Genomic DNA, 13,379 nt, shown 5'->3' with positions numbered 1-13,379 from the left:
ACATAATGCCGAGAGGGCGAGGGAGAAGGGGATGTGCCAACCTTAGGGGCAGTGCGGCCGGGAGAGAGAGGTTTCGCAGGCACGAGTACCTGACCCACTCTTAAATGCACCTCACGTCAGCAGCGGGCGCAATTCTGACTGGATCTTGAGGAGGGCGGGCAGGAACTTTGTTTTTGCCGTTTCCGGAGCGGCGGACGTGCTGGCATACCCGACATTGAGTGCGGCAATCGTGTGGCCGTGGGAATTTTGAACCGGTACCGCGATGGAGCACAGTCCGGGTTCCACCTCCTGATCGATCATGGCAAACCCCTGGCTGCGGATGCTGGCAAGTTCGGCCAGAATGGCATCCACGTTTGTGAGGGTCCTCGGTGTCATGGCCGTCAGGGCCATGGCCTCCAACCGGGCGCGGGCTTCGCTTTCCGGCAAGGCGGCCAGCAGGATGCGGCCCATGGAGGAGCAATGGGCTGGCAACCGGGAGCCCGGCATCAGCGCAATCGACATCACTTTCGTTCGGGCTGCGCGCGCTACATAGACGATCTCGTCTCCATCAAGGATCGACACCGACGAGCTTTCGCCGATCTGTTCCGACAGGCGGTCCAGCAACGGCTGCACAACACGGGGCAAGGGCATGGTGGCAAGGCAGGCCGTCCCCAACCGCAACACCTGCGGCGTCAGGGTGAAGAACTTGCCGTCCCAGTTGGCATATCCCAGATGCGCCAAGGTCAGCAGGCAGCGGCGGGAGGTTGCCCGGTCGAGACCGGACGCGTTCGCGACCTCGGTGATCGATTGACGGGGCCGGTCGGCGGTAAAGGTCTCGATAACCTGCAACCCCTTGGCCAGGCCGCCCATGATGTCCCGTTCAGCAATCATGTGTGTCATCTCATGCGATGTTGATTTGTGCGATATGTAAACAAATGCAGCATATCGCACAAATCAATTGGACGAAAGACACCTGCCATCGCTATCTCCTTGGCACTGCACAGCCCGCAAGCGGACCGGCCCTGAGGTTTGGAGACATCCTGTCCTCATGCGAATGCCGCAGCTTTGGGCAATGCCCGAGAAGGAGACAATGATGGACAAGACGGTTTCCGACCTTGCCACCGCCGTGGCGGGGATAGAGGACGGCATGACGGTGATGATCGGCGGCTTCGGCGGCTCCGGATCTCCCATCGAGCTGATCCATGCGCTGATTGACCGCTATCGCGAGACGGGGCATCCCAAGGATCTAGTGGTGATCAACAACAATGCCGGCAACGGTCATGTGGGCCTGGCCGCGCTCATCGAGGCGGGCATGGTGCGCAAGCTGATCTGCTCCTTCCCGCGCTCTGCCGACCCGGTGGTCTTTACCGAGATGTATCTGGCAGGCGGCATCGAGCTGGAACTGGTGCCCCAGGGCACGCTGGCGGAACGGATTCGCGCGGGCGGTGCGGGCATTCCCGCCTTCTACACGCCGTCCTCTTACGGAACGGATCTGGCAAAGGACAAGCCGGTCGCCGAGTTCGACGGTCGCATGTATGTGCAGGAACGCTGGCTGAAGGCCGATGTGGCTCTGGTGAAGGCCGATACGGCGGACACTTTCGGCAATCTGACCTACCGCATGGCGGCCCGGAATTTCAATCCGCTGATGTGCATGGCCGCGGCGGAAGCCATCGTGCAGGCAAGCCGGATTGTCGATGCAGGCGGGATTGATCCCGAAGTCGTCGTCACGCCGGGGATTTTCGTTCAAAAGGTCGTGGAGGTTGCCGATCCGCTGCAGGAAGAAGACCTCAATCGCGCCAATGCCGCCTATCCGCTGGAGGCCTGAGATGGAAAAGCTTTCAAACAACCAGATCGCCTGGCGCGCGGCACAGGATATTGCCGACGGTGCCTATGTGAACCTTGGCATCGGTTTTCCCGAGAAGGTCGCCCAGTTTCAGCCGGACGGCCGGGAAGCGATCTTTCACACCGAGAACGGGCTTCTCGGTTTCGGCCAGGCGCCTGAAGCAGGCTCGGAAGACTGGGACCTGATTAACGCCGGCAAGAAAGCCGTCACGTTGAAGCCGGGCGCTGCCTTCTTCCACCATGCCGACAGTTTCGCCATGGTGCGCGGCGGTCATCTGGATGTGGCCATCCTGGGTGCTTATGAAGTCGCCGAAAACGGCGACCTTGCCAACTGGTCGACCGGCCCGAAGGGCGTTCCGGCGGTCGGTGGGGCAATGGATCTTGTGCACGGTGCCAAGCGGGTTGCCGTCATCACCGACCACGTCACGAAAAAAGGACAGCCGAAGCTGGTCAAACGCTGCTCTCTGCCGCTCACCGGTGTCGGCTGCGTGACCCGTGTCTACACCAGCCTTGCGGTGATCGACATCGAGAACAGCCGCTTCGTGCTGCGTGAAAAACTGCCCGGACTGTCGCTTGAAGATCTTCAGGCGGTCACCGGCGCAGAGCTTCTTGTTCCCGGCGCTGTCGCCGATCTTGTTGTTCCCGAGGTGTAAAATGGCTGAAGCCTTTATTTGCGACTATATCCGTACGCCCATCGGCCGCTTTGGCGGGGCGCTGTCCTCTGTCCGTGCCGATGACCTTGGCGCCATTCCGCTGAAGGCGCTGGTGGAGCGGAATCAGAACATGGACTGGGCAGCGGTTGAGGAAGTCTTTTTCGGCTGCGCCAACCAGGCGGGCGAGGACAACCGCAACGTTGCCCGCATGAGCCTGCTGCTGGCAGGACTGCCGGAAACCGTGCCCGGCACCACCTTGAACCGCCTGTGCGGTTCGGGCATGGACGCGGTTATCAGCGCGGCCCGGGCCATCAAGGCGGGTGAAATGGAGTTGGCGATTGCCGGTGGCGTGGAATCCATGTCCCGTGCGCCATTCGTCATGCCCAAGGCGGAAACCGCCTTCTCGCGTCAGAACGAGATCTATGACACCACCATCGGCTGGCGCTTCGTCAATCCTCTGATGAAAAAGCAATACGGCATCGATTCCATGCCGGAGACCGGCGAAAACGTTGCCGAAGATTATAGCGTCTCCCGCGAAGACCAGGACGCCTTTGCCTTGCGCTCGCAGCAGAAGGCGGCAGCAGCCCAGGAAAACGGCCGTCTGGCGCAGGAAATCACGCCGGTGACCATTCCCCAGCGCAAGGGTGATCCGGTTGTCGTCGACAAGGACGAGCATCCGCGGGCAACCTCGCTGGAAGCCTTGGCAAAACTGCGTGCACCCTTCCGGGAAGGCGGCAGTGTGACCGCAGGCAACGCGTCTGGCGTCAACGATGGTGCAGCCGCGCTGATCGTTGCCTCTGAAGCCGCAGCCCGCAAATACGGCCTGACGCCAATCGCCCGCATTTCCGGCGGTGCCACAGCAGGCGTCGAACCGCGCGTCATGGGCATCGGCCCGGCACCGGCAACCAAGAAGCTGTGCGCGCGGCTCGGCATCAAGCCAACCGATTTCGACATTGTCGAACTGAATGAAGCCTTCGCAAGCCAGGGCATCGCAGTGCTGCGCCAGCTCGGAATTGCCTTGGATGCGGACCATGTCAACCCGAACGGCGGTGCCATCGCACTTGGTCACCCGCTCGGCATGTCGGGTGCACGTATTGCTGGCACGGCTGCTCTTGAACTGCAGCAGCGCGGCGCCAAACGCGCCCTTGCCACCATGTGCATCGGTGTTGGTCAGGGGATCGCGATCGCTCTGGAAAGCGTCTGATCACCGCCTTGCCATCAAATGCGGAAGCGGCCGGGTTTTCCCCGGCCGTTTCGGCTTCCGCGCGTCACGGATTGAGCACGATCACGCGGGTCTGGCCGCCGTTGCAGGTGTAACAGCAGTTGGAGCAGCGGTTGCGGTTCTTGTAGCCGACACCCCAGTAAAGATTGCTGCGATTGCGCACCCAGGCGCCGTAGCAGACCCTCTCGCCGCGCTGGCAGGAGATGTTGATCGTCTTGGTCGAAAAATCGTCGAGCACGTAGATCTTCTTCTTGCCCGGCCAGACGTGCCCGCGGCGGGTGTCGGAATAAAGCTCCACATCGACAATGTTCGGATGTTTGCTTTCAAACCGCCAGAGCAGCGTTTCCGCCGATGCCGGTGCTGCGGCAGCAGCAAAATAAACAAAAGAGAACGCCAACAAGACGGCGCTCAATAGCCCCTTACGCATAATACTTCCCCCAAAGTATGCTCTTGAAAGGCCGCGCCCCCCTTTGTCTTGAAGGGATGGCTGGCAGCCTCTGCAAATAATGGGGCACTTTTTGAAAGGAATGGCAAGCGTGGGCTGCAAATTCCGGTTTTCAGACAGTGGTTTGCAGCCAGTCACGGAACGCAGCGACAGGGCGGGTCAGGGTGCGGGCAGGCGAGCGGACAAACCAGTAGCCGGTCTCCAGTTCAACCTGGTTCCAGTCCGGCATGATCAGGTGGCCCGCGTCCAGTTCCTGGGAGACGAAGCGCCTGTCGATCACGATCGCGCCCATGCCGGCAATGGCGGCCTGTATGGCGAGATCCCGGCTTTGCAGCACGGTTCCCGACTTCGTGTCGGGGTGGCTGAGACCACTTTCCTCCAGCCAGCGCGACCAGTCGCCGCGGCGCGAGGCGCTGTGCAGAAGTCTGAGACCGCTCAGGACGGAGGTGTCGGCGGCATCCTTGCCGCGTAACAGAGCCGGCGCCAAAGCAACCGCCAGATGTTCCTTCCACAAGAGGTGGCTTTCGACACTTGGCCAGTTGCCTGTGCCCAGTCTTATGGCGCAGTCATAGTTCTCCCGGTCGAGATCGATCATCCGTGTGGAGGCGGACAACAGCAACTCCACATCCGGCTGGTTCGCCTGGAAATCGGGCAGACGCGGGATCAGCCAGCGGGTCGCGAAGGTCGAAACCGTGCTGATCCTCAATTCCGTGCGCCCGCGCCGTCGGAAGCTATCGACCGCTTCTTCTATCCGGTCGAAGGCATCGCCCATGCTCAGTGCCAGCCGTTGGCCCTCTTCGGTCAGCGTGAGACCGCGTCCGTCCCGGTTGACCAGGGTCGCCCCGAGCTCGTTTTCCAGCTTGCGCATCAGGTGGGACAAGGCGGACGGCGAAACGCCGAGCTTTTCCGCGGCAAGCGATGCGCGTCCATGGCGGGCCAGCAGGGAAAAGGCATGAAGCGCGCGCAGGGACGCCATGATCGATCTCCGGAAAGTTGAACATACTTCAATAATGAAGCCCGGAGACCCTGTCGAGATCAGTCAGTTCCTTTTGGCGGAACTTTCCCGTTCCGGCCCGTTCACCAGCGCCATCAGCGCGAAGGAAATGATCATCAGCAGCGCCCGGACATTCAACTTTGCGATGGAAACAAGCGTCCATGCATCGTGCTAGAATGTTCTTGGAAGCTAGCTGATGGCCCCAAGCACCGCCTTCAGGAAGCCGGTCAGCTCATCGGTGACGAAATCCACATGCGGATAGGGATCGGCTTCCATGTCCCAGGTCTCCTGAAACACCTCACGCGTGCCTGTCGGTAGGATCAGGGTCGTGCACATGCCGAGTGCGTGCGGCACATTCAGGTTCTTCGCGAGGTCTTCGAACATCGCGGCACGTGCCGGAGCGACACCCGTATGCGTCAGAAACCGCTCGTAGGTGACCTTGTTGGGCTTGGGCACAAGATCGGCCGAGACAATGTCGAAGATGTCCTCGAAGTGATCCGCGATACCGAGCGCGGCCGCCGTGCGTTCCGCATGCGGGCGGTCGCCGTTGGTGAAGATGAATTTCCGTCCCGGCAAGGCCTCGATTGCGGCTGCAAGCTCCGGATCGGGTTTTAGGGTCGAATAGTCGATATCGTGGACGAAATGCAGGTAGTCGTCCGGGTCGATATCGTGATTGCTCATCAGGCCGCGCAAGGTCGTGCCGAACTCGTGATAGAGTTCCTTCTGATGTGCCATTGCCTCGTCCGGGGGCAGGTTCAGGGTCTTCTGCACATAGCGCGAGATCTTTTCGTTGATCTGCGGAAACAGGTTGCTCTCGTGCGGATAAAGCGTGTTGTCCAGATCGAAGACCCAGGCTTCAACACCCTTGAAGATCCTCAGATCGCGGCGATGAGCCTGCTGGCCCTCGTGGGGCAGGGGGCGCTTTCCGGTCACGGGCGGATCAACGTCCCTGCGCCACCGTCGGTGAACAGTTCCAGCAGCACCGCATGAGGCACCTTGCCGTTCAGGATGACCACGCCTTCAACACCGCGTTCCAGGGCCTCGATACAGGTTTCCACCTTGGGGATCATGCCGCCGGAAATGGTGCCGTCGGCAATCAGCTCGTGCGCCTTGGCAACGGTCAGCTGCTTGATCAGGTTGCCGTCCTTGTCCAGAACGCCGGGCACGTCCGTCAGGAACAAGAGCCGTTTTGCGTCGAGAGAACCCGCAATTGCACCGGCGGCAGTATCGGCATTGATGTTGTAGGTTTCGCCGTCTTCGCCCGGAGCCACGGGGGCGACAACCGGAATGATGTCTTCCTTCAGCACCAGCTTCAGAACGGTCGGGTCGATCTTGTCCGGTTCGCCCACGAAGCCGAGGTCCAGAACGCTCTCGATATTGCTGTCGGGATCGACCACGGTACGGGTCAGCTTGCGGGCCGTCACAAGGTTGCCGTCCTTGCCGCACAGGCCGACCGCACGGCCGCCTTCTGCGTTGATCAGCTGGACGATTTCCTTGTTGATCGACCCGGCAAGGACCATCTCGACCACTTCCACGGTGGCCCTGTCGGTAACGCGCAGGCCGCCCTTGAACTCGCTGACGATGTTCAGCCGCTGCAGCATCTTGCCGATCTGCGGCCCACCACCATGAACCACCACCGGATTGACCCCGGACTGGCGCAGCAGCGTGATGTCGCGCGCAAAGGCCTGGCCGAGTTCCGGATCGCCCATGGCATGGCCGCCGTATTTCACGACAACCGTCTTGTTGTCGTAGCGCTGCATGTAGGGCAGGGCATGGGCAATGATGTTGGCGCGTGTGGCGGTGTCAGGCGTGGTCATGGAACTGAAATACTCACCGTGGCTGGAAAAAGTCTCGCGAAAGCCCCCTGCTATAGCCGGTTTGAAGTGGCTTCACAATCGGCGCAGGAGACAGGGATTATTGAGTGGCCAGAAGAAACAGCTCTGCCCGCAGTTCATCGACACCGCGTTTTTTTTCCGAAGACGTTGCCAGGATTTCCGGATGGGCGGCCACACGCTTGCGCAGGATCGCCTGGGTTTCCTCGATCAGGCGAACGAGTTGCGGCGGCTTGATCTTGTCGGCCTTGGTCAGAACCACCTGATAGACGACGGCGGCCTTGTCGAGCAGGTCCATCGCTTCGAGATCGTTCTTTTTGATGCCGTGGCGGCTGTCGATCAGAAGGATCACCCGGCGCAGGTTCGGCCGTCCGCGCAGGTAGGAAAACACCAGCTGGGTCCAGGCTTCCACCAGTTCCTTGGGCGCCTGGGCATAACCGTACCCGGGCATGTCGACGATTGTCAGCGGCGTCTCGGGCGCGATGAAGAAGTTCAGCATCTGCGTCCGGCCCGGCGTTGCCGAAGTGCGAGCCAGATCCTTGCGCCCGGTCAGCGCATTGATCAGGCTGGACTTGCCGACATTCGACCGGCCTGCAAAGGCGATCTCCGCCCCGGTTGCCTCGGGCAGATTGGCCATGTCGGTGACGCTGGTCAGAAAGTCCCACGGCCGGCAGAACATCAGCCGGCCGGCTTCAAGGTCTTCATCGGAATATTTTTGGTCTTCGCTCATAAGCGCCTTCTACCCTGCCTGAAAGCAACCGTCACTAGTTTTGGCGTGCCGTATCGCGCTCAACGCTCAACTCTGTTGCGACAGACTCAAGCACATCGATATCCGCACCGCGGATTGCATCGAGGTTCCGGGAAATCGTTTCGATGGGCCAGTTCCACCAGGCGATGTCAAGCAGCCGTTCGATGGTCGCTTCATCGAACCGGAGTTTCACGACCCGTCCAGGATTGCCGACCACCACCGCATAGGGCGGCACGTCGGACGCGACGACCGCATGCGCACCTATGATAGCCCCCGAACAGATGGTGACGCCGGGCATGACCGTTGCATTGGTTCCGAACCACACATCATGCCCGACAACGGTATCTCCCTTCAGATGGTCGAAAATGGTCGCCGGATCGAAGCCCTGTTCCCAGCCATTTTGAAAGATGTTGAACGGGTAGGTCGAAAACCCGGTCATGGCGTGGTTGGCGCCGCTCATGATGAAGGTTGTTCCCTGCGCGAGTGCGCAGAACTTTCCGATCTTCAGCCGGTCGCCGAGAAAGTCGAAATGGTAGCGCACGTTGCGGTTCTCGAACTCCGCTGCGTGGCTTTCATCATTGTAATAGGTGAAGTCGCCGATCTCGATCGTCGGTCGGGTGACGAGATTCTTGAGAAAAACCGTGTGCAGTTCGCCGTTGAACGGATGGAGCGTATCGGGAGAAGGGCCGTGCATGGGGCCTCCTTGAAAGCAAGAAAACAAGGGAAGAGGAAAACGCGTGTCGAACGCGGTTGACCTGCCGGTGAGCGGCTTCGCCTTGCGGAACAGGTCTTGCTTTACAGGATCATCGAACCAGGCACTCCAAAAGATATCGGTTGAAAGGCGCGAAGGGTTCGCGCTAGGGAGCGGGATAACACCACGGCCTCCGGCTTCGGTCAAGCGCGCGCAATGGCCTGAGCCCGGACTTTCGCTGTGTCCGCCGTCACAGGTCTCACGACAGAAGCGCCCTTACCTTAGTTGCACCGGACAGGTCTTCTGTCGATACCAAGATGGGGAAACGGCGATGCCTTTGCTTCAATGGCGAGAATTCAAAAGAGAGATCGACGCGCTTGTGACGATCTACCGTCAGGACAATGCCTGGGTGGGAAAGTGGAAAGGCGCTTCCTGGAATTTTGAATTCCACATGTACCATTATATCCGCGCTGCCTTCCGGCTTTACCGGGCAACCGCCGAGAACCGGCTGAAATATGTTCTGCTTGGCGGGACTGAAATACGCAAGAACGCCGAATACATCCTGCAATTTGGAGTGACCGCGGCCAACGGCATACAGGATGATGAGACGGTGCAGGGGGTGAGTCAGGCAGACGCATTCCGCACTGGGGTCGTCACGGCACCACGCGCGCAAGCGGCCGTAAATCCGGATAACCGCATCATCCAGGCGCAGGGGGGCGGCAGTATCCTCAGCGAAAGAGGCTGGACACCGATTCTCAACGACGCACTGATCATCGGTTCGGCGACCGCTCAGCACGATTTCGTGATTGCGCTTGACCAATACGAGCAGGGGATCTGGCGTGAATGCGAAGCTTCGCTGAAGCCGCACCTGGCTCGCATGCATGCCCGATACGCCGGGAGATTTGGCGGCAATCCGCCGGAGTCCTTTCTGAAAAACACCGAAGAGTACAGGCTTATGGTCTGGCAGCGCTTTTTCAGCTGGAACATGCAGATGTTCTGGGACACAAAACTAAACATTCCCCGTGTCCTGACGCGCGAATTGCTCGGGCTCTCGATGTTCGGCTACGAAGTCAAGTTGGGCGACAAGCAGATCGGATTCAAGCCAAACACGAATGCCCCGGATCCGACTTTCGCGGCCTATGTAAATGGATTGCGCGCCTTACGCATGCACGATAGTAGGGCGCGGTCGAATATCATGCAGGCCCTCTCCACCTATCTTTTGGGCGACAACCACGCCATCGGCTTCACAGCAGACCAGAACACTGTCCACACGCCACCCATCACAGGCGGCCAGCCAATACAGTTCGTGTGAGTCTAGCCGCTGTGATTTGCCGGAAATAGAAAAGGCCCCCGGGTGGAGGGCCTTTCTCATTATTTGCGTTGGCTTGGTCAGCCTATTAGCTCTTGTCGTCGGGAGCTGATTTCTTGCGCTTGAAGAGCGCTCCCAGATTGTCCCAGAGCTCCACCTTGGCTCCCTGACGGCGCATGATCACATATTGCTGCGTCACGGACAGGGTGTTGTTCCATGCCCAGTAGATCACCAGACCGGCCGGGAAAGAGGCCAGCATGAAGGTGAAGATCACGGGCATCCAGGTGAAGATCATCTGCTGGGTCGGATCGGGCGGCGCCGGGTTCATCTTCATCTGGACGAACATGGTGATACCCATGATCAGCGGCCAGACGCCCAGCATCAGCATCTGCGGCGGATCCCAGGGGATCAGGCCGAACAGGTTGAACACTGTGGTCGGGTCCGGTGCCGAGAGATCCTGAATCCAGCCAAAGAAGGGCGCATGGCGCATTTCAATGGTGACGTAAAGCACCTTGTAGAGCGAGAAGAACACCGGGATCTGCACAACGATGGGCAGACAGCCCGCAAGCGGATTGATCTTCTCTTTCTTGTAGAGCTCCATCAACGCCTGTTGCTGCTTCTGCCGGTCGTCGGAATATTTCTCCCGAATTTCCGTCATCTGCGGCTGCACGAGCTTCATCTTGCTCATGGAGACGTAGGACTTGTTGGCCAGCGGGAAGAAGATCAGCTTGACGATAACCGTGACGACCAGGATGGCGACGCCGAAGTTGCCGAACAGGTGGAAGAAATAGTCGATGGTGAAGAACATCGGCTTGGTGAGGAAGTAGAACCAGCCCCAGTCGATCAGCAGTTCGAAACGCTCGATGCCGAGTGATTCTTCATAGCCGTCGAGAAGCTTGGTTTCCTTGGCACCGGCAAACAGATACGAGCTGGTTTCGCCGGTTGCGCCGCCCGCCACGGTCACGCCGTTGCCGAGATAGTCGGCCTGGTAAACGTCGGTGGTTGCGGAATGGCTGAAGCCTGGCTGGAATTCCTGACCGGGGGTCGGGATGAGCGTCGCCGCCCAGTACTTGTCGGTGATGCCGAGCCAGCCCTGGTCCACTTTGGCCGGTCGGATGGAGCCTTCTTCCGCCAGATCGTCGTAATCGACTTCCTTGAGGCCTTCTGCGCCGAAGACGCCGAGCAGGCCTTCATGGAGAATGTAGATGCCTTTGGTCTGGGGCTCGCCCTTGCGGGCGATCAAGCCGTAGGGATAAAGCGTTACCGCGTCGCTGCCGGTGTTTTCAACCGACTGGTCGACGGTGAACATGTAGTTGTCATCGACCGAAAACGTGCGCTTGAAGATAAGACCGGCACCATTGTCCCAGGACAGCGTGAGCGGCGTCGACGGGGTCAGGGTCGCTTCGCCGTCGATCGACCAGACCGTATCCGCGCCGGGCAGCGCGAGGTCCGCGCCCGGGTCACCGACCCAGCCATAATCGGCGTAATAGGGATCGGGGCTGCCGGACGGCGAGAACAACACGATGGTCGGGCTGCTCTTGTCCACGGTCTCGTGATAGTCCTTCAGCCGGATGTCATCAAGACGGCCGCCCTTCAGATTGACGGACCCTTCCAGGCTTGGCGTATCGATGGTCACGCGCTTGGAAGCGGCAATGGCGGCTTCCCGGTTGGCGAAGGCGGTTTGCTGCCCGGCCACCGGTGCGGCCGTATCAGTGCCTTGCGAGGCGTCTGGTTGCGGCTTGTTCGGGTTCGCGCTGTCGGTCGCCGTCTTCTGGACGGTTTCCTGCTGCGCCTGAAGTTCGGCCTGCTGGCGTTCCAGCTGAGGCGCGGCAACGAAGTATTGCCAGCCGAGCAGAACAATCAGGGACAGAACGATTGCGAGAATCGTATTGCGGTTTTCAGAAATCAACTGGATTTACCCCTGTTTCCTGCGCTGTGTCGATTGGGCTTGCGAGCCCTGCCGGCGCGGCTTTCCCCGTCCGCGCGGCGTTTGCGGATCCAGCACCTGGCTGAGGCCAGACTTAAGGTCTGCAACGATTTTTTCAAAGGGAAGAGTGAGCGCGCTGTCGCGGGCGACAAGCACAAAATCCGCTCTTTGCGGGATATCTTCAGGCACAAGCTCGGCCACAGCGGCTCTAAGCCGCCGCTTTATGCGGCTGCGCACGACCGAATTGCCGGTTTTTTTTGTAACCGTGTAGCCCACCCGCGACGCGTCGTCGCTGTCGCGCTTCAAGCCCTGAACGACAAAAGCGCGCCGGCCCAGCCGGCCGCCTTTGGCGACCGCCAGGAATTCGGAGCGCTTTTTCAAAGTGTCCATAGCGGCGGATTGGTGTTGGCAGTGGCCGCCAACCCGGCGCACTGCGGGCTGGTCGCCGATTAGGCGCTGAGGCTCTTGCGACCTTTTGCACGGCGGCGAGCAAGCACCTGACGGCCATTCTTGGTGGCCATACGTGCGCGGAAGCCGTGGCGACGCTTGCGGACAAGACGGCTCGGTTGATACGTACGCTTCATTGTTCTTCCCCGCGCGACTAAGAACGCGGCCCTTGTTCATTTTTTAAATTCTTTGGAGGAAGCACTCGAAGCGCCATGAAGAGCGCGGCTTATCCAAGCCTTGGGTCCGAATGCATGTCCCGGTCGAGCGCGCTTATACGGGCCATGCCGCCTCAAGTCAACTTTGCAGGCCTAAGATTCTGCGTTTTCCTTTCGATCACGCACAGGTGAGGCACAAAGCCGTGAGTGTCACTTATCGGTGAGGCGCAGTTCTTTTTCCGAACTTTAAGGTACATCTGCCAATGAGGTCAGAAAAGCGGGGCGCCCCTGCGACAAAGTCGAACCGATGGAAAAGTGGATGATGGGTGAAGAGGCCAACAGGATGACGCCGTCGAAGGATCCGGGGCAGACCGGCGCAAAAACGCCGGCGCGCACCGGTGCCGCAAGGCTCAAGACGTGGCTTCCGCTGGTGGTTCTCGCGGTGTTGATGGGGATCGGCTTCGCCCTGGGGCTGCACAAGCAGCTGACCTTGTCCAATCTCATCATGCAGCGACAGCAACTTGTCGGCTATGTCGACCAGAACCTGGCGCTTGCCATTCTGATCTATATGGCCGTCTACACGGTTGCCGTCGCCCTGTCGTTTCCCGGCGCTTCCTTGCTGACAATTGCGGGCGGCTTTCTTTTCGGCTGGATACTTGGCGGATTTGCAACGGTTCTGGGCGCAACCATCGGCGCCTGTGCCGTCTTTCTCGTCGCGCGGTCCTCCCTCGGCGATGTGCTGACCAATCGCGCGGGCCCCTTTCTGGCGCGTCTGGCCGAAGGCTTTCGAAAAGATGCGTTTCACTATCTTCTGTTCCTGCGGCTGACGCCGGTTTTTCCATTCTGGCTGGTCAACATCGCGCCCGCCATATTCGCGATGCCGTTTGCCTCTTATACGCTCGCCACGTTTTTCGGCATCGTTCCGGGCACCTTTGCCTTCACCTTCATCGGGTCCGGTCTCGACAGTGTCATCGCGGCGCAGGAGGCTGCCAGCCCAGGCTGCGCGGCCGCCGGCACCTGCCAGATCGACGTGGCCGCGCTGGTGACGCCGCAATTGCTGGCTGCATTCTTTGCGCTAGGGGTCGCCAGCCTCATTCCGGTGATCTTGAAGAAATTCCGCAATCGTTGAACCCGC

15 protein-coding genes are annotated in these 13,379 nt (G+C 60.0%); 5 read left to right on the top strand and 10 right to left on the bottom strand.

Annotated features, from left to right (window positions below):
• Nucleotides 1-111 precede the first annotated feature (111 nt).
• Complete coding sequence (locus AC2A6O_RS20470) at nucleotides 112-870, bottom strand: IclR family transcriptional regulator domain-containing protein (RefSeq protein WP_498929813.1); 759 nt, start codon at nucleotides 868-870, stop codon at nucleotides 112-114.
• Nucleotides 871-1,072: 202 nt separating this feature from the next.
• Here AC2A6O_RS20470 and AC2A6O_RS20465 point away from each other — a divergent pair, with 202 nt between their 5' ends.
• From AC2A6O_RS20465 to pcaF, 3 genes are read left to right on the top strand one after another with little or no spacing between them, the layout of a single operon-like run.
• Nucleotides 1,073-1,804, top strand: a complete 732-nt coding sequence (locus AC2A6O_RS20465; RefSeq protein ID WP_498930163.1) for a 3-oxoacid CoA-transferase subunit A — start codon at nucleotides 1,073-1,075, stop codon at nucleotides 1,802-1,804.
• A gap of 1 nt (nucleotide 1,805) precedes the next feature.
• Nucleotides 1,806-2,474 (top strand): 3-oxoacid CoA-transferase subunit B, encoded by a 669-nt coding sequence (locus AC2A6O_RS20460; protein ID WP_498929811.1) that lies wholly within the window; start codon nucleotides 1,806-1,808, stop codon nucleotides 2,472-2,474.
• A gap of 1 nt (nucleotide 2,475) precedes the next feature.
• Entirely contained in the window at nucleotides 2,476-3,678 is a 1,203-nt protein-coding gene (gene pcaF, locus AC2A6O_RS20455; RefSeq protein ID WP_498929809.1) for a 3-oxoadipyl-CoA thiolase, read from the top strand.
• Nucleotides 3,679-3,742: 64 nt separating this feature from the next.
• Here the strand turns inward: pcaF and AC2A6O_RS20450 are convergent, their stop codons facing one another.
• From AC2A6O_RS20450 to AC2A6O_RS20425, 6 genes are all read right to left on the bottom strand, one after another.
• Complete coding sequence (locus AC2A6O_RS20450; RefSeq protein ID WP_209001159.1) at nucleotides 3,743-4,123, bottom strand: hypothetical protein; 381 nt, start codon at nucleotides 4,121-4,123, stop codon at nucleotides 3,743-3,745.
• A 130-nt stretch (nucleotides 4,124-4,253) separates the two neighbouring features.
• Nucleotides 4,254-5,117, bottom strand: coding sequence for a LysR substrate-binding domain-containing protein (locus AC2A6O_RS20445; protein ID WP_498929807.1), 864 nt, complete (start codon nucleotides 5,115-5,117; stop codon nucleotides 4,254-4,256).
• Nucleotides 5,118-5,324: 207 nt separating this feature from the next.
• Nucleotides 5,325-6,068, bottom strand: coding sequence for a pyrimidine 5'-nucleotidase (locus AC2A6O_RS20440; protein WP_498929805.1), 744 nt, complete (start codon nucleotides 6,066-6,068; stop codon nucleotides 5,325-5,327).
• A complete protein-coding gene (argB, locus tag AC2A6O_RS20435; protein WP_498929803.1) occupies nucleotides 6,065-6,952 on the bottom strand; it encodes an acetylglutamate kinase in 888 nt (295 codons plus the stop codon). Before argB ends, AC2A6O_RS20440 begins: the two co-directional genes overlap by 4 nt.
• Before the next feature lie 97 nt (nucleotides 6,953-7,049).
• Entirely contained in the window at nucleotides 7,050-7,697 is a 648-nt protein-coding gene (gene yihA, locus AC2A6O_RS20430) for a ribosome biogenesis GTP-binding protein YihA/YsxC (RefSeq protein WP_498929801.1), read from the bottom strand.
• Nucleotides 7,698-7,731: 34 nt separating this feature from the next.
• Nucleotides 7,732-8,409, bottom strand: coding sequence for a CatB-related O-acetyltransferase (locus tag AC2A6O_RS20425; RefSeq protein ID WP_498929799.1), 678 nt, complete (start codon nucleotides 8,407-8,409; stop codon nucleotides 7,732-7,734).
• A gap of 43 nt (nucleotides 8,410-8,452) precedes the next feature.
• Here AC2A6O_RS20425 and AC2A6O_RS20420 point away from each other — a divergent pair, with 43 nt between their 5' ends.
• Nucleotides 8,453-9,718, top strand: a complete 1,266-nt coding sequence (locus tag AC2A6O_RS20420; RefSeq protein ID WP_498929797.1) for a hypothetical protein — start codon at nucleotides 8,453-8,455, stop codon at nucleotides 9,716-9,718.
• An 85-nt stretch (nucleotides 9,719-9,803) separates the two neighbouring features.
• On the opposite strand, the gene yidC is transcribed toward AC2A6O_RS20420, so the two are convergent.
• From yidC to rpmH, 3 genes are read right to left on the bottom strand one after another with little or no spacing between them, the layout of a single operon-like run.
• Nucleotides 9,804-11,624 (bottom strand): membrane protein insertase YidC, encoded by a 1,821-nt coding sequence (gene yidC / locus AC2A6O_RS20415; protein ID WP_205514067.1) that lies wholly within the window; start codon nucleotides 11,622-11,624, stop codon nucleotides 9,804-9,806.
• Nucleotides 11,625-11,630: 6 nt separating this feature from the next.
• A complete protein-coding gene (gene rnpA, locus AC2A6O_RS20410) occupies nucleotides 11,631-12,032 on the bottom strand; it encodes a ribonuclease P protein component (RefSeq protein ID WP_006934270.1) in 402 nt (133 codons plus the stop codon).
• A gap of 59 nt (nucleotides 12,033-12,091) precedes the next feature.
• The gene (gene rpmH / locus AC2A6O_RS20405) at nucleotides 12,092-12,226 is read right to left on the bottom strand and encodes a 50S ribosomal protein L34 (RefSeq protein WP_006934271.1); all 135 of its coding nucleotides are present in this window, start codon (nucleotides 12,224-12,226) and stop codon (nucleotides 12,092-12,094) included.
• 325 nt (nucleotides 12,227-12,551) lie between these two features.
• Here rpmH and AC2A6O_RS20400 point away from each other — a divergent pair, with 325 nt between their 5' ends.
• Nucleotides 12,552-13,373 carry a TVP38/TMEM64 family protein gene (locus AC2A6O_RS20400; RefSeq protein WP_148585424.1) on the top strand — a complete coding sequence of 274 codons (822 nt, stop codon included), beginning with the start codon at nucleotides 12,552-12,554 and terminating at the stop codon, nucleotides 13,371-13,373.
• The last annotated feature ends 6 nt before the right edge of the window (nucleotides 13,374-13,379 follow it).

The organism is Labrenzia sp. ATLA3 (assembly GCF_057180185.1).
Note: the sequence above shows the minus strand (reverse complement) of the source record. Positions and strands in the feature narration are given on the sequence as shown.

What these genes read in the sequence shown, in the direction of transcription:
- yihA (WP_498929801.1), bottom strand. Translation starts at nt 7,697, where the DNA reads ATGAGCGAAGACCAAAAATATTCCGATGAAGACCTTGAAGCCGGCCGG.
- pcaF (WP_498929809.1), top strand. Translation starts at nt 2,476, where the DNA reads ATGGCTGAAGCCTTTATTTGCGACTATATCCGTACGCCCATCGGCCGC.
- AC2A6O_RS20445 (WP_498929807.1), bottom strand. Translation starts at nt 5,117, where the DNA reads ATGGCGTCCCTGCGCGCGCTTCATGCCTTTTCCCTGCTGGCCCGCCAT.
- AC2A6O_RS20400 (WP_148585424.1), top strand. Translation starts at nt 12,552, where the DNA reads ATGGAAAAGTGGATGATGGGTGAAGAGGCCAACAGGATGACGCCGTCG.
- AC2A6O_RS20460 (WP_498929811.1), top strand. Translation starts at nt 1,806, where the DNA reads ATGGAAAAGCTTTCAAACAACCAGATCGCCTGGCGCGCGGCACAGGAT.
- AC2A6O_RS20450 (WP_209001159.1), bottom strand. Translation starts at nt 4,123, where the DNA reads ATGCGTAAGGGGCTATTGAGCGCCGTCTTGTTGGCGTTCTCTTTTGTT.
- AC2A6O_RS20470 (WP_498929813.1), bottom strand. Translation starts at nt 870, where the DNA reads ATGATTGCTGAACGGGACATCATGGGCGGCCTGGCCAAGGGGTTGCAG.
- argB (WP_498929803.1), bottom strand. Translation starts at nt 6,952, where the DNA reads ATGACCACGCCTGACACCGCCACACGCGCCAACATCATTGCCCATGCC.
- rpmH (WP_006934271.1), bottom strand. Translation starts at nt 12,226, where the DNA reads ATGAAGCGTACGTATCAACCGAGCCGTCTTGTCCGCAAGCGTCGCCAC.
- AC2A6O_RS20425 (WP_498929799.1), bottom strand. Translation starts at nt 8,409, where the DNA reads ATGCACGGCCCTTCTCCCGATACGCTCCATCCGTTCAACGGCGAACTG.
- AC2A6O_RS20465 (WP_498930163.1), top strand. Translation starts at nt 1,073, where the DNA reads ATGGACAAGACGGTTTCCGACCTTGCCACCGCCGTGGCGGGGATAGAG.
- rnpA (WP_006934270.1), bottom strand. Translation starts at nt 12,032, where the DNA reads ATGGACACTTTGAAAAAGCGCTCCGAATTCCTGGCGGTCGCCAAAGGC.